This is a genomic window from Streptomyces colwelliae (genome assembly GCF_048158785.1).
Classification (GTDB): domain Bacteria; phylum Actinomycetota; class Actinomycetes; order Streptomycetales; family Streptomycetaceae; genus Streptomyces.
Genome location: NZ_JBLTJC010000188.1, coordinates 1 through 19809, shown reverse-complemented (window position 1 = coordinate 19809; position 19809 = coordinate 1). Strand labels below are relative to the sequence as shown.

Sequence of the window (19809 nt, the reverse complement as noted above, 5' to 3'; positions counted from 1 at the left end):
GTCCAGGTCGGCGCGCGCCTGCGCGTAGCCGCCGGTCACCGTGTCGCCGTGGATGTCGCCGTGGTCGGCGGTGGCGTTCAGCGTCGCCTCGGGCATGGTGTTGACCGCCGCGCCCAGGCCCGCCCCCGTCCTGCGTCTCCAACTTGACCGCGATCCCGACCAGAATCGGCACGGCGGCCAGCACCCCGAGCAACGCAAGGGTGCGCCAACGCCGAAACGTGGTCACCAACTCACTACGCAACAGCCCGAACGTCCACACAAACCGGGGCGCCCGCACACCAACGGCGGGCCCCGAAGCAGCCACCTCAGCCCGCGACATCGAACCCCTCCCCCGTGAGCGCCACGAACGCGTCCTCCAGAGAAGCCCGTTCAACCCCGAAGCCCCGCACCCGCACCCCGGCGGTCACCAACGCCTCATTCACCTCGGCGAGTTCACGATCGGGCGGCTCCGCAGTCACCCGCTCCTCCGCCACGACCACGTCGGCCAGCCCCTGCTCCTTCAGCACCCGTGCCGCGTCCCCGGCATCAGGCGTGTTCACGAACAGCCGCCCCCTCGTCCCCGCCGCCAGCTCGGCCACCGAGCCCTGGGTGATCAGCCGCCCCTGTGCCATCACGGCCGCATGGGTGCAGACCTGCTCGATCTCGTCGAGCAGATGAGAAGACAGAAAAACGGTCGTCCCGTCGGAAGCCAACTCCCGGATCAAAGACCGGATTTCACGCATGCCCTGCGGATCGAGCCCATTCGTCGGCTCGTCCAGAACAAGCAGCTCACGGGGCTGAAGCAGAGCGGAGGCAAGCCCCAGCCGCTGCTTCATCCCCAGGGAGTACGCCTTGGCCTTCTTGCCGGCGGCGGCCGTCAGCCCCACCCGGTCCAGCGCGGCGGCGACGCGGGTACGCCGGGTACGCGGATCGGCGGTCGGATCGGCGGCGTCGTACCGAAGCAGGTTGTCGCGACCGGAAAGGAACCCGTACAAGGCGGGCCCCTCGATCAGCGCACCGACATGCGGCAGAACCGTACGCACGGATCTCGGCATGGGACGACCCAGCACACGGGCCGTCCCAGACGTAGGTTCGATCAGCCCCATCAACATCCGGATGGTGGTGGTCTTACCCGAGCCATTCGGCCCGAGGAAGCCGAAGACGCTGCCCGCCGGGACGGTCAGGTCGAGACCGTCCACGGCAAGCTGCCCGCCGCGAAAGCGCTTGGTGAGACCACGGGTGGCGATGATGCCGTCACCCGCCCCCACCTGTTCCGGCACTTCAGCGGACGGTTCGCCCATCGACTCCCTCAATTCGTCGTGCCCCTACGGCAGTTGATCAACCGTCGGTATTTACTTCGCCGCGTCCGCCGCCTTCACGAGCGCACTCTTGGTGACCGCGCCGACGTAGACCTTGCCGTCGTCCGTGACCAGGGCGTTGACCAGCCGGGTCGAGAACACCGTGCCCGAACCGAAGTCGCCCTTCACCTCGTCGCCGAGCGAGCCGAGGAAGCCACCGAGGTCGCCGCCACCGGCCGAGGAGCCGGACGGCACGCCCTCGCCGCCGGTGTCGAACGTGGCGATGGAGTTCCAGCCCTTGCCGAGAACCGTCAGATCATCGAGCCCCTTGCCGAGGTCCTCGTCGGACTTGCCGGCCTTACCGGACGCACCGGAGTGGTCCGGGGTCGGAGCAGCCTCCGTCGCGCTGTCCTCCGTGGTGACCTTCGCGCCCTTGGGCGTCTTGAAGTCGAAGGTCGAGGCGGCCGGCTTGGCGAGGCTGAGCTGGGTGAAGCCGACGTCGACGACAGCCGCGCCGCCGCTCGCCGGGGTGAGCGTGAACTTGAGCGGCAGACCGGTCTTCGCGTCCACCGCGACGCTGATCGCGCCGACCGTCGTACCGGACTGCTTGGGCTTGATCAGCAGCTTGTAGGCGTCCCGCCCGGCAACGTGCTCCGTGCCGTCGACCGTGACGGACGTCGTGTCGTCGACCGACTTCAGCGCCTCGTCGGTGAGCCCCTTGGGCGTGGCCCGGGTCTCGTCACTCTTGGAGGCGCCGGAGGCATCCGCGGCGGTCGTGCCGTGGAAGACCTCGTTCGACGCGCTGTCGTAGCCCCAGACGTCCTTGCCGTTGTGGATGAGGCTGTACTCCGCCGCGTTCTCCAGCAGGGAGACCTTCTGCTTGTCGGGGCCGTCGGCCGCGACGCGCAGGGTGTGGGTGCCGGTGGCCAGCTCGGTGAGCTTGGTGGTCGGGTCGGCGGAGGAGCCGTCGCCGGACTTCGTGGCGCCGGACATCAGGCTGCTCTCCAGGCCGCCGAGGTCGGGCAGGCCCAGGTCGGTGCTGATCTTCACGGTGCCGGACAGCTGCTGGACGTCCGACTTGGCGATCTTGTCGATGAGTTGCTGGGCGGTGACCTTGGGAAGGTTCGGGTCGCCGGAGTCGGCGAGCGCCGGGACCAGTCCGATGGTCGCCGCCGCCACCCCCACCACGGTGACCGGGACGATGTACCGCGCCGCCCTGCGCCGCCCGGCCCGGAGCTCGTCGCGCTCTCCGGTGTCCGTGCTGTCGTCGGTTTCGTACGGTGCCATGTCTGCCTTACCTCCGTCGTCGGCGGCGGCTAATCCGTCGTGCACTCGTCCCACCCTGAGCCGCCATTCTCACCCGAATCGGTGAGGAGTGGTGTTTTCTCTGTTCTCCATCTGACCAAATCCGCCACACATAAGCGTCAGACCCGGGAGCCAACTCCACGTACGCCTGGGGTATGACACACGGAAGCGACGCCTCCCCAAACCCTTAGGGGGAAGACGCCGCCTCCGTACGGCAGTTACTCAGGGCCTCTTGCCCAGGGCCTCAGCCCGCGCGGTGCACCACCGCGTCGCACATCTCCAGGAGGGCGACCTTCGCGTCGCACTCGGGCAGCGGGGCGAGGGCCGCGCGCGCGTCCTCCACGTACCGGACGGTGTCGCGGCGGGCCTGCTCCAGCGCCGGGTGGGCCCGGAGCCGGGAGAGGGCCTCGGCGAGCCGGGCGTCGTCCGTGAGGTCGGAGTCGAGCAGCTCGCACAGGGCGATGTCCTCGGCGAGACCGAGGCGGTCCGCCCGCTCCCGCAGGCGCAGCACCGGCAGCGTGGGGATGCCCTCGCGCAGGTCCGTGCCCGGGGTCTTGCCGGACTCCTCCCCGTCGGAGGCGATGTCCAGGACGTCGTCGGCGAGCTGGAAGGCGACGCCGAGCCGCTCGCCGTACTGGGTGAGGACGTCGACGATCGTGTCGTCGCAGCCGGCCATCATCGAGCCGAAGCGGCACGCGACAGCGACCAGGGAGCCGGTCTTGCCGCCGAGCACGTCGAGGTAGTGCTCGACCGGGTCACGTCCGTCGGACGGGCCGGCCGTCTCCAGGATCTGGCCGGTGACGAGCCGTTCGAACGCCTCGGCCTGCACCCGCACCGCCTCGGGGCCGAGGTCGGCCAGGGTGTGCGACGCGCGCGCGAAGAGGAAGTCGCCGGTGAGCACCGCGACCGAGTTGCCCCAGCGGGTGTTGGCGCTCTCCACGCCGCGCCGCACGGTCGCCTCGTCCATGACGTCGTCGTGGTACAGCGTGGCGAGGTGGGTCAGCTCGACGACGACGGCCGAGGGCACGACACCCGGCGCGTAGGGGTCACCGAACTGTGCGGCGAGCATCACGAGGAGCGGCCTGAACCGCTTCCCGCCCGCGCGCACGAGGTGCTGGGCGGCCTCCGTGATGAAGGGGACCTCGCTCTTGGTGGCTTCGAGCAGACCCTCCTCGACGGCCGCCATTCCGGCCTGGACATCGGCTTCCAGAGCCTGGTCCCGCACGCTCAGCCCGAACGGCCCGACGACGGTCACGAGGGGTCTCCTGTCTGCTGGTGTCCCTGGGCGGTCACACGGTTTGTCGATAGGTCGCTGGCATCACTCAAGTCAGCGTATCCGGTCAGCTTTCGATCACCCAGGCCGCCCACCCCGTCCAGCAGGGGCGGTATCGGATCACGACCGGTATGTTTTCGATCACCTGATAAGAACGGATATTTATCGACTTACGCGGAAGTAGTGGATCGTGTCCCGAACCGCACTGGAAGCCGAACCCGACGACCAACCGCCGCCCGAGGACGACCACGCCTTCTTCGGCCAGCCCAAGGGGCTGCTCACGCTCTCCGGGCTTGAGGTCTGGGAGCGGTTCTCGTTCCTCGGCATGCAGGCCATCCTCGTCCTCTATTTCGCGGATACCGTCGCGCACGGCGGCATGGGCATGTCGTCCGGAACGGCCGCATCCGTATCGGCAGCCTACGGAACCCTGGTCTATCTCGTCTCGGTCGCGGGCGGCTGGCTCGCCGACCGCATCCTCGGTTCGTACCGCGCGGTGCTGTGGGGCGGCGTCCTGATCGCCTGCGGGCACTACGCGATGGCGGTCCCCACCCCCACGATGACCTGGGTGGGCCTCGGGCTGATCAGCGCGGGCACCGGCCTGCTCAAGCCCAACGTGGCCACCATGGTCGGAAAGCTCTACCGCACCGACGACGAGCGCCGGGACGCCGGTTTCGCGCTCTACTACATGGCGATCAACATCGGCGCCTTCGCGGGCCCGCTGATCACCGGCTGGCTCGGCGACCACGAGGGCTGGCACTGGGGTTTCTCGGCGGCCGCGGTCGGCATGACGTTCGGGCTCATCCAGTACGTCGCGGGCCGCCGTCACCTGGCCGGGCGCAGGAACACCGCGGAGTTCGCGCTCGCGCCGGACGCGCTGCGCCGCGCGGTGCGACTGATCGTCGTAGGCATCCTGGCCGCCGCCGTGCTCGCGACCGGGCTGGCCGTCGCCGGCTGGCTGACGATGGGCCGCTTCGTCGACCTGCTCACCGTCATCTCCGTGATCGCGCCGGTCGTGTACTTCGCGGTGATGTTCATGAGCCCGCGCGTGAGCGCCGAGGAACGCGGCCGGCTGCGCCCGTACATCGTGCTGTTCCTGGCCTCCACGGTCTTCAACTTCATTCTCTTCCAGGCCTATTCGACGATGATGCTACTGGCCGCGTCGAACGCCGAGACGACCATCCTCGGCTTCGACTTCCCCGCCAGCTGGTACGCGAGCGCGCTCGGCGCCTTCGAGGTCGGGCTCGCGCCCCTGGTCGCCGCGCTCTGGGTCCGCATGGGCCGTAGCCAGCCGCACGCCTCCAACAAGATCGCGATCGGCGTCGTACTCGGCGGCCTGTCGTTCCTGCTGATGGTCCTGCCGACCTCCGGGCACGCGAACGACAGCTACACGATGTCGGCCTGGTGGATCGTCGGCTCGTACTTCCTGCTCGGCCTCGGCGACATCCTCCTGGAGACCTCCGGCATGTCGGCCACGACGAAGCTCGCCCCGGCCGCCTTCTCCAGCCAGACCATGTCCCTCTGGTTCCTGTCCCTCGCCCTCGCGAACGGCATCCAGGCCCAGACGGTGAAGCTCTACGACGACGTCTCCAAGCCGGCCTACTTCGGCGTCAACGGCGCGATCGCGGTGGCCGCGGGCCTCGCGGTGATGGCCGCCGCGCCGTGGCTGCGCCGCACGATGCACCCGGTCCACTGAAGCCAACGGAGCCCCAGGGGTCACGTCATGCACATCCGAACCTCCTTCCCCTACGAGACGGCCCACGAGGACCTCCGTATCCCGCTGCCCGACGGAACACGCCTCTACGCGCGCGTGTGGCGCCCGGTGACGGACGAACCCGTACCGGCGCTCCTCGAGTACCTCCCGTACCGCCTGACCGACTGGACGGCGCCCCGCGACGCCCAGCGCCACCCCTGGTACGCGGGCCACGGCTACGCCTCCGTCCGGGTCGATGTGCGCGGGCACGGCAACAGTGAGGGTGCCCCCGGCGACGAGTACGACGCGCAGGAACTCGCCGACGGCGTAGAAGTGGTCAACTGGCTTGCCGCGCAGCCCTGGTGCACGGGCAAGGTCGGCATGTTCGGCATCTCCTGGGGCGGCTTCAACTCCCTCCAGATCGCGGCCCTCGCGCCCGAGCCGCTCAAGGCGATCGTCACGGTCTGCTCGACGGACGACCGCTACGACAACGACGTGCACTACATGGGAGGTTCCGCCCTCGCGGTCGACCTGCACGCCTGGGCGGCCACCATGCTCGCCTTCGTCGCCCGCCCGCCGGACCCCGAGTACGCGGGCCTCGTCTGGCGCGACACGTGGCTCAAGCGCCTCGAACAGATCGACCCGTTCATCCACACCTGGCTCGCCCACCAGATCCGCGACGACTACTGGAAGCACGGCAGCGTCTGCGAGGACTACGGCGCGATCGACGCGGCCGTCCTCGCGGTGGGCGGCTGGCACGACCCGTACCGCGACACGGTCCTACGGCTCGTCGAACACCTCCCGCCGGACCGCGTACGCGGCCTGATCGGCCCGTGGTCGCACCAGTACCCGGACCGCGGCCTGCCGCCGGGCCCCGCGATCGGCTTCCTCCAGGAGACCCTCCGCTGGTGGGATCAGCACCTCAAGGGCATCGACACAGGAGTGATGACGGACCCCCTCCTCCGCGCCTACGTCAGCGACTCGCACCCTCCGGCCACGGTCTACGACACCCTGCCGGGCCGTTGGGTCGGCGAGCCCGCGTGGCCCTCGCCGCACGTGAAGACGACGACGTACGGCCTCCGGGGTGCCCCCGTGATCGTCCGCTCCCCCATGCACACGGGCGTGGACGCGGGCCGTTTCTTCCCCTTCGGGAACGACGCCGACCTGCCGCCGGACCAGCGGGACGAGGACGCGCGCTCCGCGTGCTTCGAGTTCGAGGTGCCGGCCGAGACGTGGGTGCTGGGGCGGCCGAGGGTGCGGCTGCGGCTGACCTGTGAGGTGCCGCGCGGGCAGGTGATCGCCCGGCTGTGCGACGTGGCCCCCGACGGCGCCTCGACCCTGGTCACCCGGGGTGTGCTGAACCTGTCGGCGCGGCATGGGCGGGACCGGGCGGTGCCGTGGACGCCGGGCACCACCGAGGACGTGACCTTCGAGCTGAACGGCATCGGGCACGCGTTCCCGCCCGGGCACCGCATCCGGCTCGCGGTGTCGTCGGCGTACTGGCCGTGGATCTGGCCGCAGCCGGAATCGGCGGCGGGGTTCACGCTGGACCCGGAGGGGAGCGCGCTCGAACTCCCGGTGCGGGAACAGGAGTTGACGGAGGACATCCGGTTCGACGAACCCGAGGAGGCCGAGCCCCTCGGGGTCAACTACCCGGCCACGCTGGACGAACCGCGCCCCGAGCGGCTGGTCGTACGGGATGTCGCGAAGGGCGAGTGGCGGCTGGAGGTGGACCCCCGGTACGGCGGCACGCGCGTGTACCCGGACGGGCTCGAGTTCACCGAGGACGCGTTGGAGACGTACACGATCGACGAGTCGGATCCGCTGTCGGCCCGCACCCGCTCGGACTGGTCGATCCGGCTGCACCGGCCGGAGCTGGGGTGGGACACGACCGTGCGGACGCGGTCGGAGATTACTTGCGACGAAACGGAATTTATTACCTCGAACGAGGTCATCTGCACCGAGGGCGAAGAAGTGATCTTCCACCGCACATGGGAGAAAAGGATTCCGAGAACTGCCAGTTGAGGATGAATGCCCGATTTGCCGTTCTTAATCCTCCCGTGAGTTGGGTCACGCGTTTCTGTGCGTGCCCTGTGTCCTGGTCTGCCCGCGTTTTCCCTTACGGCATTTGACAGTTGACCCTTGGCTCACGCAAAGGATCAAGTGCCTCATACGCCTCAGACCAAGGTCAATAGGGGTTAGGTGTGATTCCGCCACTTGTTCCGGACATGTGCTCTCGCATAGTTTCCCGGCCTGTCGAGCGGAACGCCGAATCCTGCCGCCGCCCGGCATCCCAGTCACGAACTTCTCGCACGGCAGGAGCGGGGGAACCAGGTAAGCCGCCGGGCCGGTCGTCATGACCGGAACGGCTTGGGGTTAAGTCACGTCCGTCAGGGCGTGGCCGGGCACCTCCCAGCCCGAACCCGACAGCTCACCTCGCAGGCGACGGAGAGGAACCTCGTCATGCCTGCATCCGCTCAGTCCCGCCGCGCCCGCCTCGTCCGCCGTGCCGTTCTCACCGGTACCGGTGTCGCGATCCTCGCGCTGCCTGTCGTCGGTGCGACCACCGCGTCCGCGGCCACCACGTCGACCACCGCCGCCTCGACCACGCTTGCCGGGTACCCCAACACCCTTGACGGGTGGATTCGGGAGTCGCTCGCGATCATGGCGCAGAAGGGGATTCCGGGTACGTACAACGGGATCTACCGGAACGTGATCCGTGAGTCTTCCGGGAACCAGTACGCGATCAACAACTGGGACTCCAACGCGGCGGCGGGTACGCCGTCGAAGGGGTTGCTTCAGGTGATCGACCCGACGTTCAACGCGTATCACGTTGCCGGGACTTCGTTTGACCCGTATGACCCGGTTGCGAACATCACCGCTGCTTGTAACTACGCCGCCGCGGTGTATGGCTCCATCGACAACGTGTACGGGGCTTACTAGAAATCGTTGGATCAGCCACGACGGGTTGTTTGTTTGACTGCCGCGCCGTCGTGGCTGGTCGCGCAGTTCCCCGCGCCCCTAAAAGCAGGGCGTTCTAGCTGAACAATCTCTCAAGTACCAGGGCGATTCCGTCGTCCTCGTTCGAGGACGTCACCTCGTCGGCTACCGCCTTGAGTTCGGGGTGGGCGTTGGCCATCGCCACTCCGTGGGCCGCCCAGTCGAACATCGGGATGTCGTTCGGCATGTCGCCGAAGGCGATGGTGTCGGACGGGGACAGGCCCAAGTGGCGGGCGGCGAGGGCCAGTCCCGTTGCCTTGGTGATGCCGAGTGGCTGGAGTTCGACGGTGCCGGGGCCCGACATGGTGACCGAGGCCAGGGAACCGACCACCGAGCGGGCCGTGGACGCCAACTCGTCGTCCTCCAGGGCGGGGTGACGGAGCAGCACCTTGCTGATGGGTTCGCACCAGAGGTCGTCCCGCTTGCCTACCCGTACCGCGGGGAGCGTGGGGTGCGGCATCAAGTAGCCGGGCTCGATCAGGGTGAGGCCGTCCACGCCGTCCTGGTCTACCGCCGCGTACACCTGGCCCACCTCCGCCTCGATCTTGCCGAGCGCGGTCTCCGCCAACTCCCGGTCCAGGGTGACCGACCAGAGCAGACGGTCCGCGCCGGCGTCGTACAACTGCGCGCCCTGTCCGCACACCGCGAGCCCCCTGCTGCCGAGGTCGTCGAGGAGCGGTCGCACCCTCGGGGCGGGCCTGCCGGTGACGACGAGGTGCCGGGCACCCGCCGCCGCCACCCGCCGCAGTGCGGCGAGGGACCGGTCGGAGAGTGTGTCGTCGCCGCGCAGCAGCGTCCCGTCCAGGTCGGTGGCGATCAGTGCATATGCGAGGGGTGCGGCCATGATCAGAGAATACGGATGGAACGCCCCACCGACTCGACACGAACCGGACGGCTCCTGCCTTCACATGCGTTGACCCGTGTTCCGGTTGGTTTGACAGTTACGGCCGTTATGCCGACTCCCGTACCACCAGTTCCGTAGGCAGAATCACGCCCGCCGTGTCCTCGCCGGCGATCTGGGCCAGCAGCATCCTCACCATCTCGGCGCTGATGCGGTCGTAGGGCTGGCGCATGGTCGTGAGGGCCGGGGTGATGGAGGTGGCCGCCGCCGAGTCGTCGAAGCCTCCGACAGCGATGTCATCCGGGACCGAACGGCCGGATTGTTGGAGGGTGTTGACGACGCCGAGGGCCATCAGGTCGGAGGCTACGAAGACCGCGTCTATGTCCGGGGCCTGGGCCAGGAGTCTGCGGGCCGCTTCCTCGCCGCCCGTGCGGCGGTAGTCGCCCTCGACCACCAGGGTGGGGTCGTGCGGGAGGCCTGCCTCCGTCAAGACGTCTCGGTAACCCGCCAGGCGGTCGGGGCCGCCGGGGGCGTCGAGCGGGCCGGTGACCATGGCGATGCGGCGGCGGCCGGCGGCGATGAGGTGGCGGACCATCTCCTGGGCGCCGTCGCGGTCGGCGGCGGCGACGTAGCTGTACTTGGAGGCTTTGCCGAGCGGTTTGCCGCAGGCCACCAACGGGATTCCCGCGTCCCGGAGTTCGGCCGCGACCGGGTCGCCGCTGTGGTTGGAGACGAGGAGTACGCCGTCCACGTGGCCCGAGGTGATGTACCGGGTGAGGCGGCGGCGTTCGTCCTTCGACGAGGCCAGCATCAGGAGCAGCGGGATGTCGTGCCGGGCCAGGTGTTCGGTGCAACCCCGCAGCAGGACATTGAAGTTGGGGTCCTCGAAGAACTTCTCCTGAGGCTCGGTGAGGAGGAACGCCACCGAGTCCGACCGTCCGGTGCTCAGGGAGCGGGCGTGCCGGTTGACGACGTAGCCCGTCTTCCTGATCGCCGTCTCCACCGCGGTGCGGGCGGCGGGTGAGACGTAGTGGCCGCCGTTGAGGAACCGGGAGACGGTCCCCCGGGAGACCCCTGCCTCCCGGGCCACGTCGTGGATGGTGGGTGGTTTGCGGCGTCCGTTCGGACTGGTGGTCATGTTCCTCGTTCTGCCCGTTCGGGTGCGGTGGGGGGAGGTAGGGCTTCGGGTTCGCTCAGTGCTTGCGCCTCACGCCTTTACCGATCCGCTCAGCAGATCCAGGGACCAGAAGCGCTGGATCACCAGGAACAGCGCGATCAGCGGCAGGATCGCGAGGAAGCAGCCCATGATGACCAGGGTGTAGAGCGCGGGCTGCGAGGCGCCCTGGTTGAGCAGGGTGTAAAGGCCCAGCGTGATCGGGAACTTGGTGTCGTCCGCGAGCATGACGTACGGCAGCAGGAAGTTGTTCCAGATGCCGACGAACTGGAACAGGAACACCGTGATGAGCCCCGGCATCATCATCGGCACCGCGATCCGCGAGAAGATCCGCCACTCGCTCGCGCCGTCCATGCGGGCGGCTTCGAGGAGTTCGGCGGGCACGGAGGCGGCCGCGTAGATACGGACGAGGTAGACGCCGTAGGGAGAGAGGATCGACGGCAGGAGCATCGACCAGTACGAGTCGGCCAGGCCCAGCTTCGACAGGAGGAGGTACTGGGGGACGGTCAGCACGATGCTCGGGACGAGGACGCCGGCCAGCATCAGCTTGAAGACGAACTCCCGGCCCTTGAAGGCGAATCGGCCCAGTGCGTAGCCGCCGGCGGCCGAGACCGCGGCCGACAGCAGGGCGCCGCCGCCCGCGTAGAAGAGGGAGTTGAGCATCCACTCCCAGTAGATGCCGTCCCGGTAGGAGCTCAGCTGCTTGAAGTTGTCGAGGAAGCCGGTGCCGGGGGCGAAGGTGAACGTGGAGAACAGTTCGCCGCGGCCCTTGCTCGCCGCGATGACCACCCAGACCACGGGGATCAGGCAGTACAGCGCGCCGAGGATCAGCACCAGGGTGGGCACCCAGGCGGTGCGCTTGGGCTTGCCGAGGGCCGGGCGGGCGTCGGTGGCGGTGAGGGTGAGGGGGGTCATGCCCGGTCCTCCCGGGTGTAGCGGTCGGAGACGCGCAGCAGCGTGAAGGAGAGCGCGAAGGTCGCCAGGGCCAGCACCACGGCGGTGGCGGAGGCGCCGTAGATGTCCGACCTGAGGAAGGCGGCGTCGTAGATGGCCATCAGCGGACTCCAGGAACTGGAGAGGCCGTTGGTCAGCGGCTTCAGCGCCATGGGCTCGGTGAAGACCTGGAGCGTGGCGATGACCGAGAAGAAGAACGTGAGCACCAGCGACGGCATCACGATCGGGATCTTGATCCGCAGGGCGATCTTCAGGTCGGACGCGCCGTCGATGCGGGCGGCCTCGTAGATCTCCTGCGGGATCGAGCGCAGGGCGGTGTAGATGACGATCATGTTGAAGCCCGTGCCGCCCCACACCGCGATGTTCGCGAAGGACAGGTACAGGTTGCCGCCGTCGAACAGGTCCGGCTGCGGGAGGTTGAACTCGCGCAGCAGGTAGTAGAAGGGGCTGACCGTCGGCAGGTACAGGAAGCCCCACATCAGTGCGGCGATGATGCCGGGGACGGCGTACGGCAGGAAGATCGCCAGGCGCGCGAACTTGGCGCTGCGTGCCTGCGGGGTGTCCAGCATCAGCGCGAAGACCAGCGCCAGACCAAGCATCGTGGGGATGACGATCAGGCCGTAACCGAAGGCGCGCAGGACGCTGTGGCCGAACTCGGAGTCGTTCAGGACGTCGGTGTAGTTGCCCAGGCCGTTCCAGACCTGCTGGCGGGCGCCCTTGCCGAGGCCGATGCCCTTGACCTGGACCTTGTGGAGGCTGAGCCACACCGCGTACCCGATCGGTACGACGGTGAAGGCGGCGAACAGGAGCACGGCCGGTACGAGGAACCAGTACGGCGCGCTGCGGCCACGGCGACGGAGGCGGCGGGGGCGGACGGAGGTGGCGGTGCCGTCCGCCAAGGGCCCGACCGTCGGCCGGTCGGAGCCCTTGAGCGGAGTGCTGGTCATGCCTCGGTCACCTTGAAGCCCTGCTTCTTCATGTCGGTGAAGGTCTTCGACTGCATGGTGGCCAGGGCCGAGTCGAACTGCGCCGCCTTCTTCGCCTTGCTGGCCGTGCCGAACGCGTCGCTGAAGGTGTCGTAGGCGACCTGCACGTTCGGGCCCCAGGCGGACGCGGCCGTGGTGGCGGCGATCTTCGCGGCCGTGTCGTAGAAGTCGGTCTGGTTCGGGAAGAACGCGGGCGGGGTGAGCACCGAGCCGGACTGGCCCTTGGTGGCCGCCGGGTAGATCGCGACCTCCTTGACCAGGGCGGCCAGCGCCTCCGCGTCGGTGTTCAGCCAGGTCGCGAACTTGGCCGCGGCCTCGGCGTGCTTGGAGTCGGTGGAGACGCCGGTGGAGGAGCCGCCCCAGCTGCCGGTGACGTCCTCGCCCGCGCTCCACTGCGGCAGCGGCGCCATCCGCCACTTGCCCTTGGTGTCGGGGGCCGAGCTGACCAGCACACCGGGCGCCCACACGGCGGAGACCCAGCCGAGGTGGGTGCCCTTGTTCAGGGCGTTGTTCCAAGCCGGCGTGTACATCGGCTGGTTGTCGATCGCGCCCTCCTGGACGAGCCCGCCCCAGAAGTCGGTGACCTTCTTCGTGGCCGCGTCGTCGATGCCGACGGTCCACTTGCCGCCGCTCTCCACGGTCCACCACTTGGCACCGGCCTGCTGCGCCAACCCGGCGAACAGACCGGGGTCGTTGGAAGAGAACGTCGTCAAGTAGGCGTCCGGGACAGCCTTCTTGGCGGCGCGGGCGGTCTTGGCGAAGTCGTCCCAGGTCGCGGGGACGGTCAGATTGTGCTTCTTGAACAGGTCCTCGCGGTAGAAGAACATCAGCGGCCCGGAGTCCTGCGGTATCGCGTAGACCGCGTCGGTGCCGAGCGTGACCATGCCCCAAAGGCCCTCGGCGAACTGGGACTTGGCGGACTTCGCGTACTTCGAGATGTCCGCGAGCACGTCGTTCGAGACCAGCGTCGGCAGCGACTGGTACTCGACCTGGATGAGGTCGGGGGCGTTGCCCGCCTTCTTCGCGGTGATCAGCTTGGAGACGATGTCCTTGCCGGCGGCCTGCTTGGAGACGGTGACCGTGATGTCCGGGTTCTTCTTGTTCCAGATCGCGGCGACCTTTTCCATGTTCGGCGCCCAGGCCCAGTAGGTCAGCTTGACGGGCCCGCTGCTCTCGCCGGAGTCGTCGTCGGAACCGCCACAGGCGGCGAGGGTGCCCGTGAGGCCTACGGCTGCTGCCCCGGCAAGAATGCTGCGCCTGCTGAACTGGTGGCGGTGGATCGACATCTTCATCTCCCCTGACTGAGTGCGAGCCGGCCTCGGATGTGTCTCACCTGCTCCGCACGGCTCTGTGACCGTGCACAGTAGAGAATTGTTTCGGACCCTTGTCAATGGATGAACCCTGGGGTTACCTACTTGTTGCTGACAGATGGACGCCGCAACCATCCATGTGCACGATCACAGAATCACTGAGTTTTCAGCCGCCTCAGTCGTCGATCCCCGGGAGTGAACCCATGCCGTCCCCCGCCCCGCACGACCGTCTGCCGCTCACCTTCGGAGGTGACTACAACCCCGAGCAGTGGCCGCAGGAGGTCTGGGAGGAGGACGTACGGCTGATGCGGGAGGCCGGGGTCACGGCCGTCTCCCTCGGCGTCTTCTCCTGGGCCCGCATGGAGCCGCGCCCCGGCGAGTACGACTGGGCGTGGCTCGACACGGTGATGGGCCTGCTGCACTCGGCCGGGATATCCGTGAACCTCGGCACACCCACCGTCGTACCGCCGGCGTGGTTCTACCGCGCGCACCCTGACGCGCTCCCGGTGACCCGCGAGGGCGTCCGCCTCGCCTTCGGCTCGCGGGGCGCGATCTGCCACTCCGACCCCGACTACCGGGCGGCCGCGGCCACGATCACGACGGCCCTCGCCGAGCGCTACGGCAGCCATCCCGCCGTCGTGCTCTGGCACGTCCACAACGAGTACGGCGCCCCCGTCCTCGCCTGCTACTGCGACACCTGCGCGACGGCCTTCCGGGCCTGGCTCCAGGATCGCTACGGCACGCTCGGCGCCCTCAACCAGGCCTGGGGAACGGCATTCTGGGGCCAGCAGTACGGCGACTGGGAGGAGATCACTCCGCCCCGCGCGACCCCGTCCGTATGCAATCCCACCCAGCAGCTCGACTACCGGCGCTTCGCCGACGCACAGGCCCGCGCCAACTTCGTGGCCGAGCGGGACATCCTGCACCGGCTCTCCCCCGGCGTCCCCGTCACCACCAACTTCATGGTCGCCCCGAGCCAGGGCCAGGGCGTCGACTACTGGGCCTGGGCGAAGGAGGTCGACCTCGTCACCAACGACCACTACCTGATGACCGACGGCCGCCGCACCCACGTGAACCTGGCGCTGGCCGCCGACTTGACGCGCTCGGTGGCGGGCGGCGGTCCGTGGCTGCTGCTGGAACACGCCACGTCGGGGGTCAACTGGCAGCCGTACAACCCGGCGAAGCGCCCCGGCGAGATGGCCCGCAACTCACTCGGGCACGTGGCCCGGGGTTCCGAGGGCGCGATGTTCTTCCAGTGGCGGCAGTCGCAGTCGGGCGCGGAGAAGTTCCATACGGCGATGCTGGCGAACTCCGGTACGGACAACCGGGGTTGGCGCGAGGTGACCGAACTCGGCCGCCGCGTCCGGGACTTGGGCCAGGCCGGTCTGCGCGGCACCCGGACGCGCGGTGACGTGGCGATGGTGTGGTCCTGGGACTCCTGGTGGGCGCAGAGCCTGGAGTGGCGGCCGAGCCAGGACCTGGACGCGCGGGAACGGTTGGATTCGTTCTACGAGGCCCTGTACGACCGGCACTTGACGGTGGACTTCCTGCCGCCGACGGGGTTGGGGGACCTGGACCCGGAGCGGTATCCGCTGCTGGTGGTACCGCAGTTGTACGCGGCGCCGGTGGGGGTGGGGGCGGATCTGGAGAGGTATGTGTCGCGGGGCGGGACTCTGCTCGTCTCCTTCTTCTCCGGGATCGTCGACGAGAACGACACGCTGCATCCGGGCGCGTATCCGGGGGCGCTGCGGGACGTACTCGGGCTGACCGTCGAGGAGTTCGACCCCTTGCTGCCGGGCGAGACGGTGTCGGTCCGGGGTGCGGACGGCGCGGTGTACGAGGCGGATCTGTGGTCGGAGGTCGTGGTTCCGGGCGCCGGGTGCGAGACGGTCGCGGTCTTCGCGGACGGGCGTACGGCGGGAGGGGCGGCGCTGACCCGGCATGCGGTGGGGTCGGGGGCCGCGTGGTACCTGGCGACGCGGCTGACGGGCGCCGACCTGGCCGCCGTCGTCGACCTCGCCCTCGCGGACGCGGGGATCACGCCGGTCGATCTTCCCCGCGATGTCGAACTCGTCGTACGGGAGGGCGAGTCGGGGACGTTTCGCTTCGCGGTGAACCACACCGGGGGCGAGGTGAAGGTGGTGCTGCCGGACGGGAGCCGGGCGGCGGTGCCGGCGGGCGGGGTGGAGGTCTTCCGGGACCCGCGCTGACCTCCACTCAGCTCAACTCGGCTCAGCTCAACTCGGCTCGGCTCAGCTCAACTCGGCTCGGCTCGGCTCGGCTCGGCTCAACTTGCTTGTTTCTCTGGTCACTTACTGAAGGGAAGCTTTGTGATGCGCAGACGCACTGTTCTTACGGCGGCGGGTGCGGCCGCACTCGCGGTACCGGTGCTGGGCGTGACGCCCGCAGCCGCCGCCGACCGGCGCCGGTTGGAGATACGAGGGATGGACATCTCGTCGTTGCCGAAGGACGAGGCGTCCGGTGCGGTGTACCGCCGGGCGGACGGTCGCCGGGACGACCCGATCCGCATCCTCGCGGACGCGGGCGTCACCCACGCCCGCCTCAAGGTCTGGGTGAACCCGGCCGACGGCTACAACAACAAGAAGCACATCCTGCCGCTGGCGAAGCGCCTGCGCCGGGCGGGCATCGGCATCTGGGTCGACTTCCACTACTCCGACACCTGGGCCGACCCGGCCCACCAGACCAAGCCGGCGGCCTGGGCCGACCTGGACGTGGCGGGCCTGACACGGGCGGTCTACGACCACACGGCCGACGTCCTGGGCGCGTTGCGCCGCCAGGGCACCCCGGCGGACCTCGTCCAGATCGGCAACGAGATCAACGGCGGGCTGCTCTGGCCCACCGGCAAGAACTGGGGTGACGACGCCGGGGGTTGGGGCAACCTGACGACGTTCCTCAAGGCGGGCCTCACCGCGGCGCGCGACACGACCCCGCGTATCCGCACGATGCTCCACATCGCCTCGGGCGGCGACAACGGCACATCGCGTTGGTGGTACGACAACGTGGTCGCCGACGGCGTCGACTTCGACATCATCGCCCAGTCGTACTACCCGTTCTGGCACGGCACCCCGGAGGCCGCGGCGGCCAACTTGGCGGATATCTCGGCCCGTTACGACAAGCCGGTGCTGATCGCGGAGACGGCGTACCCGTTCACGCTGGAGAGCGAGGACGCGACGAACGACATCATGTACGACCCCTCGCAGCTGACGGAGGGGTATCCGGCGACCCCGGCCGGCCAGTCGGCGTGGCTGCGGACGGTGGCGGACCTGATGGCGAACGTGCCCGGCAACAAGGGGTTGGGCTACTGCTATTGGGAAGGCGTCTGGACGTATCGCAAGGGGGATGGTTGGGACCCGGCGGATCCGACGTCCGGCAACGCGTGGGAGAACCTCGCCCTGTTCGACTTCCAGGACAAGGCGCTGCCGGGGTTGCGGACGTTGGGGCGCTACCGGTCGTAACGCCCGCGAGTGACGAGTCCAACCCGTACGGTTACTGTCCGGTGCTTGTCCAGTGCTGTCCAGGCTGTCGACAGGGACCGTACGGGTAGGGGGCGTTGCGGCACGGCCGTACGACGGAGGGGCGAACGTGGACACGGAACCGGAGCAGCTCAACACCGAGGCGGACGAGCCGGGTTGGGAGGTCGACCCGGACGACGAGTGGGGGTTGGCGGTCCTCGCGACGGTGGGGCGCCAGTTGAAGCTGCGACGCGAGGCGGTGGGGATGCGGGTCCCGGACTTCGCGGTGGCGGTGGGGTACGGAGAGGACCTCGTCTACAAGATCGAGGGCGGGAAACGGATTCCTCGGCCTGAGTATCTGGACAAGGCGGAGGAGGTGTTGGGGGCGGATGGGCTCATCTCGGCGATGAAGGAGGACGTGGCAAAGGTTCAGTACCCGAAGCGGGTGCGGGACTTGGCGACGTTGGAGGCCAAGACGGTCGAACTGCTCTCGTACGGCAGCCATGCTCTGCATGGCCTCCTACAGACAGAGGAGTTCATGTTTGCGCTGCTCGGATCGCAACGACCCGCGCTTCCGGACGACAAGTTGGAGCGAGCGGTCGCCGGGCGCATGGCCCGCAAGAAGATCTTCCAGCGCTCGCCTGCACCTGAACTCAGCTTCGTGCTGGAAGAGGTGACACTGAGGCGCCCGATCGGGGGCAGGGCAGTAATGCGCGGGCAACTCGAACACCTCGTAGAAATGGCCCAGTTGCGGAACATCCAAATCCAGGTAATGCCGACGGACCGCTGGGACCATCCCGGGATGGGAGGACGGATCCAGGTGCTGAAGTTCGGGGACGGCACGGCCGCCGGTCGCATGGATGACGGATACGGCGGCCGTCTTGTCTCCGACCTGAAGCACTTGCGGATCCTTGAGCTGCGCTATGGAATTATCCGAGCGGAGGCTCTGACCACACGGGAGTCACTGGCCTTCATCGAGCAACTGCTGGGAGAGACATGATCCGCAAGGCCCCTGCTGGAGACGCTTCCGACTTGAACTGGTTCAAGAGCAGCTTCAGCGACACCAGCGACCCGAACGACTGCGTCGAGGTGGCCACCACCCCCGGCACCATCCACGTCCGCGACTCCAAGAACACCCAGGGCCCCCGTTTCACCGTCACCCCAGCCGCCTGGACGGACTTCCTGCAACTGGCGGGAGGGGAATGATCCGCAAGCCCCCGGCTCGGGACGCCTCCGAACTGGCGTGGTTCAAAAGCAGCTACAGCAGCAGCTCCGAAGGCGACTCCTGCGTCGAAGTAGCGACCACCCCCGTCACGATCCACATCCGCGACTCCAAGCACAGCCCCCAGGGCCCCCGCTTCGCTGTCACGGCAACCACGTGGACGAACTTCGTGACATACGCATCCGAAGCCTGACCCACCCCCACCCCTCGCCAGAAGTGTGACACTCCACCCCGAAGTGTCACACTCAACGAGCACCCCTACTCGGCGAGTTGCGCGATGGCCGCCTGTACCGCTTCCAGCAGCGCGGCCAGGCCGGGCGCCTCCCACTCCACGGCCGTGTAGGGCATGGTGACGCGCGTCCCCACGGCGTCGATCTCCACGATCCACCTCCCCTTCCGGTCGGGGCCGGTGACGCTCAGGCGCATGTGCCGGATGTGGAAGCGTTTGGGGTGGTTGCCGAAGATCTCCAGTATCCGACCGTCGAACGAGTACAACTGGTGGCCGACCGTGGCCGTGATCTCATCATTCATGGGGGAACCCTATGCACGGTGATCAGCCCGCCTCGGCCGATCCGGTCCCTGTCTCAGGTGAACGGGGCCGATCCACAGGCCGTCCCAGGTGAACGGGTCCGCGCGAAAAGGCCGGTCGGCGCACGGGACGGCAGAATGGGTGCATGGGATGGACAGACGCGCCTGGCGCCTCCGATGACGCCGAACCTGGTCAGGATGATGTCGTGGAGGCCGCGTGGCAGCGACTGCTTCACCGGGAGGACATGGACGTCACGCTGGTGGGAGCCGCGCACGCTGAGCCGCTTCTCCGGCAGCTCCATCCCTCAAGCAGCCACCAGGACTTGCACTTCAGCAGGTGTACCGATGACTGGTCCTGGGATGTTCCGTTCGTCATGCACCTTCCTGGCGGGCGCTACCTCGTCGCCGGGCCGTCCCGTTCCCAGATCGTCGGGGAGGCGGACACCGCCGAGGAAGCAGTTGCTCTGGTCGTCGATGGTCTGCCCCCAGGCTGCGGCCCAGCGGTCGTCGGAGGCCGGGAGGAACTCGACGGGCTCGACACGGCCCCGGCGGACAAGCCCTCTGGAGACGATAAGCGGCGTTCTTACCCGTCGGACGGGATCGGCTGAGACTTCGAACGTCCGCCCGTCTCAAGCGATCCGCTCGCCGCACACAGCGCACACCCTGGCCACGACCACACTCACGCCCACACCCAGCGACTGCACCCCCAAGAAGTGGGCCTGAGCCCACCGGAGGCGGCGACACAGGCCGCTGCCGCGCGCCGCTCGGCTCAGGAC

The 19809-nt window shown here is 68.5% G+C and carries 18 protein-coding genes, 1 pseudogene and 1 riboswitch; of the genes and pseudogenes, 9 read left to right on the top strand and 10 right to left on the bottom strand.

Features of this window, described 5'->3' with window-relative positions:
* Nucleotides 1-103 precede the first annotated feature (103 nt).
* The 4 genes and pseudogenes from ACNFOC_RS31935 to ACNFOC_RS31920 form a co-directional block, all read right to left on the bottom strand.
* A pseudogene (locus tag ACNFOC_RS31935) lies at nt 104-319 on the bottom strand (ABC transporter permease); the annotation flags it as partial.
* Complete coding sequence (locus ACNFOC_RS31930; RefSeq protein WP_416962530.1) at nt 306-1280, bottom strand: ABC transporter ATP-binding protein; 975 nt, start codon at nt 1278-1280, stop codon at nt 306-308. The gene ACNFOC_RS31930 and the pseudogene ACNFOC_RS31935, both read right to left, overlap by 14 nt.
* Nucleotides 1281-1331: 51 nt before the next feature.
* Entirely contained in the window at nt 1332-2564 is a 1233-nt protein-coding gene (locus ACNFOC_RS31925; RefSeq protein WP_416962529.1) for a LolA family protein, read from the bottom strand.
* A 262-nt stretch (nt 2565-2826) separates the two neighbouring features.
* Nucleotides 2827-3837, bottom strand: a complete 1011-nt coding sequence (locus ACNFOC_RS31920; protein WP_416962528.1) for a polyprenyl synthetase family protein — start codon at nt 3835-3837, stop codon at nt 2827-2829.
* 208 nt (nt 3838-4045) lie between these two features.
* On the opposite strand from ACNFOC_RS31920, the gene ACNFOC_RS31915 reads away from it, so the two are divergent.
* The 3 genes from ACNFOC_RS31915 (at nt 4046) to ACNFOC_RS31905 (ending at nt 8488) form a co-directional block, all read left to right on the top strand.
* Complete coding sequence (locus ACNFOC_RS31915; RefSeq protein ID WP_416962527.1) at nt 4046-5548, top strand: peptide MFS transporter; 1503 nt, start codon at nt 4046-4048, stop codon at nt 5546-5548.
* 27 nt (nt 5549-5575) lie between these two features.
* Nucleotides 5576-7570: a CocE/NonD family hydrolase gene (locus ACNFOC_RS31910; protein ID WP_416962526.1), complete on the top strand. Its 1995-nt coding sequence runs from the start codon at nt 5576-5578 to the stop codon at nt 7568-7570.
* Between the two features lie 263 nt (nt 7571-7833).
* Nucleotides 7834-8005: riboswitch (cyclic di-AMP (ydaO/yuaA leader) on the top strand.
* Between the two features lie 3 nt (nt 8006-8008).
* Nucleotides 8009-8488, top strand: coding sequence for a transglycosylase SLT domain-containing protein (locus ACNFOC_RS31905; protein ID WP_366099695.1), 480 nt, complete (start codon nt 8009-8011; stop codon nt 8486-8488).
* Nucleotides 8489-8582: 94 nt separating this feature from the next.
* On the opposite strand, the gene ACNFOC_RS31900 is transcribed toward ACNFOC_RS31905, so the two are convergent.
* From ACNFOC_RS31900 to ACNFOC_RS31880, 5 genes are all read right to left on the bottom strand, one after another.
* Nucleotides 8583-9389 carry an HAD family hydrolase gene (locus ACNFOC_RS31900; protein WP_416962525.1) on the bottom strand — a complete coding sequence of 269 codons (807 nt, stop codon included), beginning with the start codon at nt 9387-9389 and terminating at the stop codon, nt 8583-8585.
* 106 nt (nt 9390-9495) lie between these two features.
* The gene (locus ACNFOC_RS31895; RefSeq protein WP_416962524.1) at nt 9496-10524 is read right to left on the bottom strand and encodes a LacI family DNA-binding transcriptional regulator; all 1029 of its coding nucleotides are present in this window, start codon (nt 10522-10524) and stop codon (nt 9496-9498) included.
* A gap of 69 nt (nt 10525-10593) precedes the next feature.
* On the bottom strand, nt 10594-11475 hold the full coding sequence (locus ACNFOC_RS31890; RefSeq protein WP_416962523.1) for a carbohydrate ABC transporter permease: 882 nt from the start codon (nt 11473-11475) through the stop codon (nt 10594-10596).
* Nucleotides 11472-12461, bottom strand: a complete 990-nt coding sequence (locus ACNFOC_RS31885; RefSeq protein ID WP_416962522.1) for a carbohydrate ABC transporter permease — start codon at nt 12459-12461, stop codon at nt 11472-11474. Before ACNFOC_RS31885 ends, ACNFOC_RS31890 begins: the two co-directional genes overlap by 4 nt.
* The gene (locus ACNFOC_RS31880; RefSeq protein WP_416962521.1) at nt 12458-13792 is read right to left on the bottom strand and encodes an ABC transporter substrate-binding protein; all 1335 of its coding nucleotides are present in this window, start codon (nt 13790-13792) and stop codon (nt 12458-12460) included. The genes ACNFOC_RS31885 and ACNFOC_RS31880 overlap by 4 nt, the downstream gene beginning before the upstream one ends.
* A gap of 221 nt (nt 13793-14013) precedes the next feature.
* Between ACNFOC_RS31880 and ACNFOC_RS31875 the strand changes: the two genes are divergently transcribed.
* The 5 genes from ACNFOC_RS31875 (at nt 14014) to ACNFOC_RS31855 (ending at nt 18698) form a co-directional block, all read left to right on the top strand.
* Nucleotides 14014-16020, top strand: a complete 2007-nt coding sequence (locus ACNFOC_RS31875; protein ID WP_416962520.1) for a beta-galactosidase — start codon at nt 14014-14016, stop codon at nt 16018-16020.
* A gap of 123 nt (nt 16021-16143) precedes the next feature.
* The gene (locus tag ACNFOC_RS31870) at nt 16144-17286 is read left to right on the top strand and encodes a glycoside hydrolase family 53 protein (RefSeq protein WP_416962519.1); all 1143 of its coding nucleotides are present in this window, start codon (nt 16144-16146) and stop codon (nt 17284-17286) included.
* A gap of 127 nt (nt 17287-17413) precedes the next feature.
* A complete protein-coding gene (locus tag ACNFOC_RS31865) occupies nt 17414-18283 on the top strand; it encodes a helix-turn-helix domain-containing protein (RefSeq protein WP_416962518.1) in 870 nt (289 codons plus the stop codon).
* Entirely contained in the window at nt 18280-18489 is a 210-nt protein-coding gene (locus tag ACNFOC_RS31860) for a DUF397 domain-containing protein (RefSeq protein WP_416962517.1), read from the top strand. Before ACNFOC_RS31865 ends, ACNFOC_RS31860 begins: the two co-directional genes overlap by 4 nt.
* A complete protein-coding gene (locus ACNFOC_RS31855; protein ID WP_416962516.1) occupies nt 18486-18698 on the top strand; it encodes a DUF397 domain-containing protein in 213 nt (70 codons plus the stop codon). The genes ACNFOC_RS31860 and ACNFOC_RS31855 overlap by 4 nt, the downstream gene beginning before the upstream one ends.
* Nucleotides 18699-18763: 65 nt before the next feature.
* Here ACNFOC_RS31855 and ACNFOC_RS31850 read toward each other — a convergent pair whose 3' ends face one another.
* On the bottom strand, nt 18764-19036 hold the full coding sequence (locus ACNFOC_RS31850) for a hypothetical protein (protein WP_416962515.1): 273 nt from the start codon (nt 19034-19036) through the stop codon (nt 18764-18766).
* 143 nt (nt 19037-19179) lie between these two features.
* Between ACNFOC_RS31850 and ACNFOC_RS31845 the strand changes: the two genes are divergently transcribed.
* On the top strand, nt 19180-19641 hold the full coding sequence (locus tag ACNFOC_RS31845) for a DUF6193 family natural product biosynthesis protein (RefSeq protein ID WP_416962514.1): 462 nt from the start codon (nt 19180-19182) through the stop codon (nt 19639-19641).
* Nucleotides 19642-19809 lie beyond the last annotated feature (168 nt).